At 73.3% G+C, this 262-nt stretch carries 1 protein-coding gene; it reads left to right on the top strand.

The features are described from left to right. On the top strand, positions 1-262 hold a 262-nt coding region (locus UK12_RS35725), incomplete at both ends, for an acyltransferase domain-containing protein (RefSeq protein WP_045307393.1).

Below are 262 nucleotides of genomic sequence, written 5' to 3'. Positions count from 1 at the left end.
CGATCGGTGAGCTGGCGGCCGCGCACGTCGCCGGGGTCCTCTCCCTGGCAGATGCTGCGGCTCTGGTCGCGGCGCGTGGCCGGCTGATGCAGGCGCTGCTCGCCGGTGGTGCGATGGTGGCGGTGCAGGCGTCCGAGGGCGAGGTCCTGCCGCTGCTGACGGTCGAGGTGGGTATCGCGGCGGTCAACGGGCCTTCGTCGGTGGTGATTTCGGGTGCCGAGCAGGCGGTGCTTGAGGTTGCGGAGCGGCTGGCGGCCGAGGG

This window comes from Saccharothrix sp. ST-888 (assembly GCF_000955975.1).
GTDB lineage: Bacteria > Actinomycetota > Actinomycetes > Streptomycetales > Streptomycetaceae > Kitasatospora.
Note: the sequence above shows the minus strand (reverse complement) of the source record. Positions and strands in the feature narration are given on the sequence as shown.